The 6611-nt window shown below is 54.3% G+C and carries 5 protein-coding genes and 1 pseudogene; all 6 read left to right on the top strand.

Features of this window, described 5'->3' with window-relative positions; genetic code table 11:
- The coding region (nhaD, locus tag ACTF5G_RS09695; protein ID WP_438952608.1) for a sodium:proton antiporter NhaD at nucleotides 1-236 on the top strand (236 nt) is incomplete at its 5' end.
- Nucleotides 223-885, top strand: coding sequence for a methyltransferase domain-containing protein (locus ACTF5G_RS09690; RefSeq protein WP_438952607.1), 663 nt, complete (start codon nucleotides 223-225; stop codon nucleotides 883-885). The genes nhaD and ACTF5G_RS09690, both read left to right, overlap by 14 nt.
- A 686-nt stretch (nucleotides 886-1571) precedes the next feature.
- Nucleotides 1572-3065 carry a SulP family inorganic anion transporter gene (locus ACTF5G_RS09685; RefSeq protein ID WP_438952606.1) on the top strand — a complete coding sequence of 498 codons (1494 nt, stop codon included), beginning with the start codon at nucleotides 1572-1574 and terminating at the stop codon, nucleotides 3063-3065.
- Nucleotides 3065-3937, top strand: a complete 873-nt coding sequence (locus ACTF5G_RS09680; protein ID WP_438952605.1) for a universal stress protein — start codon at nucleotides 3065-3067, stop codon at nucleotides 3935-3937. Before ACTF5G_RS09685 ends, ACTF5G_RS09680 begins: the two co-directional genes overlap by 1 nt.
- 113 nt (nucleotides 3938-4050) lie before the next feature.
- Nucleotides 4051-6123 carry a TonB-dependent receptor domain-containing protein gene (locus tag ACTF5G_RS09675; RefSeq protein WP_438952604.1) on the top strand — a complete coding sequence of 691 codons (2073 nt, stop codon included), beginning with the start codon at nucleotides 4051-4053 and terminating at the stop codon, nucleotides 6121-6123.
- Between the two features lie 26 nt (nucleotides 6124-6149).
- Nucleotides 6150-6611 (top strand): annotated as a pseudogene (locus ACTF5G_RS09670) (ATP-binding protein); the annotation flags it as partial.

The following is a 6611-nucleotide window of genomic DNA, read 5'->3' as shown; positions in this document are numbered from 1 at the left end:
CCATGGAACCTGAAATGAGTCATGGGCACTGGCTGCTGATCACGCTCACCGCCGGCGTCGGGGGCAGTGTCATGTCGATTGGTTCGGCAGCCGGAGTAGCACTGATGGGCCAGGCCCGTGGCTACTACACCTTCATGGGTCACCTGAAATGGGCACCGGTAATTCTGCTCGGTTACGCCGCCAGTATTGCCACCCATATATGGCTGAACGCCGACAGTTTTCATGTCATGGGATGACCGGCAAAAACTGGAATTTTTTGGACAAACATTGCTGCGAAAACAACCAATGACCGGACTTCACGAGGAGAGACTCGACCATACCATGGAGGTTCTCAAGGCCACGGGAGCCAGACGAATACTGGACCTGGGTTGCGGGTCTGGCATGTTGCTCTACCAGCTCGCAGCGGAGCCACAATTTGATCAGGTGGTCGGCATTGAAAAATCCGCCACCTGCCTGGCCCACGCTCGATTTTCGCTCAGCCAGTATCTGAACACCGCCTCGCCAAAGCTGAAACTGATGCACGCCAGTTACACTGAAAAGAACAGTCAGTTAATTGGCTATGATGCCGCCGCCATGGTCGAAACCATCGAACATGTTGAACCGAGCGCCCTTTCCAGCGTCGAGCTGGCGGTTTTTGGTCAGTACCGCCCAACCTTTTTGTTCATGACAACCCCAAACTGTGAATTCAATCCACTGCTCGGCCTTTCCCCAGGGGAATTTCGCGAGATCGATCATAAATTTGAATGGTGCCGAACAAAGTTTCGCCAATGGGCCAGCGGTGTCGCCCGGCGCAACCACTATCGGGTACGATTTGGCGGCATTGGCGACCATCACCCGGACTACGGCCAGCCCACCCAAACGGCACTGTTCACGTGCCAGTCTTGAGGCGTGGCAGAAGAAAATCAAATATCCTTCTCGCAACAGATTGCAGCATCAAAGGAGGCTCAACAGCACCCCGATATTCAGTTTAACCGTCTGCCAAACTTGCAACGTAGATCCTATTGGATGGTTCGGCGCGCTGAAACGGATTGTAAAAAGACACCCTGTGACGCCTCGCCGACGGGAAAACAGCCATAAACTGCCTGTCTTGTAGTTCATTGGGCTACATGGCAAATACGCCCTCACTGCATAATTTCCGAGCCATTCCTTAAAACAGTCCCGATACAGACTTCATGATATTGGCCCTGTGGATCAGCGTAACTTTCTTTGTGTTTTTTCCGCACAGCAATGCAAAACGCCTCTATTCAGCAATCAAACAACACAGACATTGCCAATGCCGTACAGCAGGCTACAATGGGCGCCCGATCAGAACCAGGCCAGACAATGCGTTTTATCAATCAGCCCCCTTCTCCGCCCTGACACAACACGCTCAACCACCAAAAAAGGGTGCGCCCGGGACGACATAAGCTCGTCTCATCGGAACAATCGCCGAGCACTCCTTTTTTTCAGATGGTTGGCAAAAGACCATCCGCATCGCTGTTTATTGAACATTTCCATTCCGATTAGTGGGCAGAGTCACTGTGACTCGCTCAGGAAAAAACTATCCCGAAAAAACATCAGGAACGCTTTTTATGTTATTTCACTCCACCCGCCAGCAATGGCTGGGAAATATCCGTGCTGACTTACTGGCTGGTATTGTTGTTGCTCTGGCTCTGATTCCCGAGGCCATTGCCTTTTCCATTATTGCCGGGGTTGATCCCAAGGTGGGACTCTATGCCTCGTTCTGTATCGCTGTGATTATTTCGATTGTCGGCGGTCGGCCCGGCATGATCTCAGCTGCCACGGGGGCCATGGCACTGTTAATGGTGACGCTGGTAAAGGAACACGGCCTGCAATATCTTTTGGCGGCGACGCTGTTGACCGGGGTGCTGCAAATTGCAGCCGGTTACCTGAAACTCGGCAACCTGATGAGTTTTGTCTCGCGTTCGGTAGTGACGGGATTCGTGAATGCGCTGGCCATTCTGATTTTTATGGCGCAATTGCCAGAGCTGACCAACGTCACCTGGCATGTCTATGCCATGACTGCCGCCGGTCTGGGTATTATTTACCTGTTCCCGCTGCTACCGGTGATCGGAAAATCCATCCCATCACCACTGGTCTGTATTGTGGTGCTTACCGGCGTTGCATTACTGGTCGGCCTGGATATCCGCACGGTGGGCGATATGGGTCAATTGCCGGATACCCTGCCGATTTTTCTCTGGCCGGAAGTGCCACTGACACTGGATACCCTGATGATTATCCTGCCCTACGCCATATCGTTGGCGGTGGTGGGTCTGCTGGAATCGATGATGACTGCCACCATTGTGGACGACCTCACCGACACCACCAGCGACAAAAACCGCGAGTGCAAGGGCCAGGGTATTGCCAATATCGGAGCCGGATTGTTGGGCGGGATGGCCGGTTGTGCGATGATCGGCCAGTCGGTGATCAATATAAAATCAGGTGGTCGGGGCCGTCTTTCTTCGCTGGCTGCCGGGGTATTTCTGATTGTTATGGTGGTGTTTCTCGGCCCCTGGCTGTCACTGATTCCGATGGCTGCGCTGGTGGCCGTGATGATCATGGTATCCATCGGCACTTTTAGTTGGGGCTCCATCACCAACCTGAAAAAACACCCCGTCTCCACCAATGCTGTGATGGTGGCAACCGTCGTGGTGGTTGTGGCCACCCATAATCTCGCCTACGGTGTGCTGGTCGGGGTGTTGCTGGCGTCGCTGTTTTTTGCCAACAAAGTCAGCCATTTCATGTACGTTACGTCAGAACTGGGCAGCGAGCACATGACGCGTACCTATCGGGTTGTGGGCCAGGTGTTTTTCAATTCCGCCGACAGGCTGCTTACTCACTTTGATTTCAGGGAAGCACTGGATAAAGTAGTTATAGATCTCAGTCGCGCCCATTTCTGGGATATTTCAGCCGTATCTGCACTGGACAAGGTGGTGATCAAGTTCCGTCGTGACGGTGCCGAAGTAGAATTGATTGGTATCAATGACGCCACAGCCACGATCGTCGACCGCTTTGGTGTTTTTGACAAGCCAGAGGAAATAGAAAAAGTACTCGGGGGACATTAATGAATAACAATCATCAGAGAAGTACGATTCTGGCATGCATTGACGGTTCAACTTACCGGGAATCTGTCACGGATTACGCCAGTTGGGTGGCACAGAAACTCCAGGCACCGCTGAAGCTACTGCACAATATCGAACACCGCGAGACGCCATTATTCATGGATCTCAGTGGCAACATCGGGCTTGGCGGTCGCGAGGAATTACTCGAGGAACTGACCAGCATGGAAGAGCGTCGCAGCAAGATTCTACTGGAACAGGGCAAGCTGATGCTTCAGGAGGCATACCGGCGAGCAATGGCTACGGGCAGTACTGCACCGGAAATTCTGCAACGTCATGGTGGGCTGGAGGAAACTCTGGCTGAGATGGAAGAGGAAATCCGGGTGCTGGTGGTGGGTGTTCGGGGCGAGGAGCACCAGCATCAGGAAAAACAACTCGGGGCACACCTGGAAAGCCTGATTCGGGCCATGCATCGTCCCGTACTGGTGGTCAACCGGCCATTCGAACAGCCGCCGCAGCGCATCATGATTGCCTATAACGGCAACGAAGCCTCCCGTAAGGCCCTCGATATGATGAGCCTCAGCCCCCTTTACCGGGGTCTGGTCTGTCACATCGTGCATGTCAGCGATTCGGCCGATATTCCCTCCGCTCAACTGGAAGAAGCTGCCGCCACCTTGCAAAATGCCGGGCTGGAAGTCGTCTCCACCAGTCTCCAGGGCAATGTCCAGCCACAACTCGAGCAATATTGCCGGGAAAACCGTATTGAACTGATTGTCATGGGCGCCTTTGGCCAGAGTCGTCTGCGGGAATTATTGTTTGGCAGCCTGACCCAACGGATGCTGATTAATTCAAACATTCCACTGTTGCTGCTGCGCTGATCCCCACTCTTTAATAGCAACGCCATTAGTGGTGCGACATTTTGTCGCATCCCCATCTGCGCGCAAGAACAGTAACATGCCGGCCATTCTGACTGTCCCTGGAGAAGTGGTCCATGAAGCACGATCTGTCCGTACTGGCATCATTACTGGTTTTGACGATCCCCATCACCACCCTTGCCGAGCACCCGCAACCGGAAGAAATCAATATCGTTGGCGTGCAATCCACCAGCTTTCCGATACTGACTGTCAGCCCCGCGGAAATACCCGTGCTGGACAGTGCCGGGCTGTTGAAAAAAATTCCCGGCGCCAATGTCAACAGCAATGGTCCCGTGACCGAGATCGTGCAGTACCGAGGGCTCTACGGTGACCGTGTCAGTGTTGTGCTCGACCATGGCCCGGCCCCTTCGGGTGGCCCCAATGCCATGGACAGCCCGCTCACCTATACTCCTCCGATGCTACTGAAATCCATTGCCGTACACCGTGGCATTGCCCCGGTCAGCGCGGCACAGGAAAGCCTGGGGGGACATATCAGTGCGGGACTCGACCGCGGCGATTTCAGCGATGACGAAGCCTTCAAATTTTCCGGGGCCCTGTCCGGACGCTTCAACGATAACAGCGACGGCTCCAGCAGCGCGCTGCGATCGACACTGGCCAACCAGAGCCACAAATTCACTCTGCTGACCAGCCACGATGAAGGCAATGAAACCCGTATCGGCGATGATGATGAAATCGGTGGCAGCCAGTACCGTCGTAGTCGCCACGACCTGAGCTATGCCTGGCGCAGCGACCTCAGCACTATCGAAATTTACGCCGGCGAACTGGATACCCGGGACACCGGGACACCGGCCCTGCCGATGGATATCAACTATATCGACAGCGATCTGGTGGGCACCAACTTCACCACCATGCTCGGCGATGTGACGCTGATTGGGCATATCTCCTATAACCATGTCGCGCACCTGATGGACAACTTTTCGCAACGGGAAGCGCCTGCCCTCGATCAGTATCGCGCCAATAAAGTCAGCTCACACAATACAGCCTGGTCACTGGCGGCCCGGTGGCCACTGCGAAACGGTTTTCTGACACTGGGCACCGATGGCAACCAGACAATTCATTCAGGGGCGATTACCAATCCCAACAATGCCCTGTTCGAGCTGATCAACTTCAGCGATGTGGAGCGCGATACCTACGGTATGTTTTCGGAGTGGACCGGTCATCTGGGTCAGTGGCAGGTGGAAACCGGTCTGCGCTACAACCAGGTCAGGATGGACAGCGATACGGTCAGCGCCAATGGCATGATGGGAATGATGGCCGCCAATGTGGCGACCCTGGCAGAGGCTTTCAATACGGCTGATCTCGAAAAAAATGACTACAACCTCGATGCCGTCCTGAACCTCAGCCGTTCACTGACAGACCATACCCGGCTGAATCTCGGACTGGGCCGGAAGAATCGTGCGCCATCCTATCAGGAGCGCTACCTGTGGTTGCCACTGAATGCCACCGGCGGCCTGGCCGATGGGCGCAACTACATTGGCAACCTAAATCTCGACAGTGAAACGGCCTATGAAATGACAGCAGGTATCGACTGGCAGTCAGACAACGCCTGGATATCCCCACAACTGTTCTATCGCCGTATCAACGATTATATTCAGGGCGTACCCACCAGCAATGCAGTGGCCAACATGATCAGTACCATGATGAGTGGCAAGGCGGCACTGATGTTCGATAATGTGGACGCCAAAATGTATGGTATGGATACCGGTTATGGCTATCGGATCTCCGACCGACTGAAACTGGAAGGCAACCTGAGTTATGTCCGGGGTAAACGCCGCGATGCAGATGACAACCTCTACCGGGTTGCCCCCCTTAACAACCGTCTGGCATTGATCTATGAAAATGCCCGGCTGACGCTGGCAGGCGAATCCGTTCTCTACGCACCACAGAACCTGGTATCGAGCTTCAATGAGGAAGAAAAAACCTCTGGCTACGGCATTTTCAACTTATCCGGCAGCTATCGCTTTAGCAACCAGCTGAGCTTCTCCGGGGGTATCGAGAATTTGTTCGACCACCGATACGACGACCACCTGTCGGCCTACAATCGCAATGGCGACAGCGATATAGCAGTGGGAGATCGACTGCCGGGTGCTGGCAGAAATATTTATCTGGCTGCTACCCTGCACTGGTAACCCGACCCTTCTGGTAATATCCGGACATGGCCACCCTTGATTCATTCATACACTCGGCAGCGCGGCAGAACCTGCGCCAGCTGAGTGTCATTCGCAACATCGCCCTGGGTGGCCAGTTACTGGCACTGCTCTATTTCAGCCTGGTGCAGGATATCGGTCTGCCCGTGCTGATGCTGGCGATTGTGCTTTCGCTTTACGCCGTGGTGATTGCGGCAACCTGGTGGCGGACCTTTCGTCAGCCGCCGATCACCCCACTGGAGTTCTTCTGCCATCTGCTGGTGGATATCCTGTTTTTTACCGCCCTGCTGTTTTTCAGTGGCGGTGCCTCAAACCCGTTTATTTCCTATTATCTGGTTCCCATCAGCATAGCGGCAACCACTTTACCCCTGCGTTACACCTGGTCTGTCACTTTGCTCTCGCTGGCGGCCTACAGTTGGCTATTGAACCATTATCTGCCCATTGCGGCATTATCGCCGGGCCATCATCAC

Origin of the sequence: Porticoccus sp. (genome assembly GCF_965660005.1) — a bacterium.
Lineage (GTDB): Bacteria > Pseudomonadota > Gammaproteobacteria > Pseudomonadales > Porticoccaceae > Porticoccus.
This window is presented reverse-complemented; position numbering and strand designations above follow the sequence as displayed.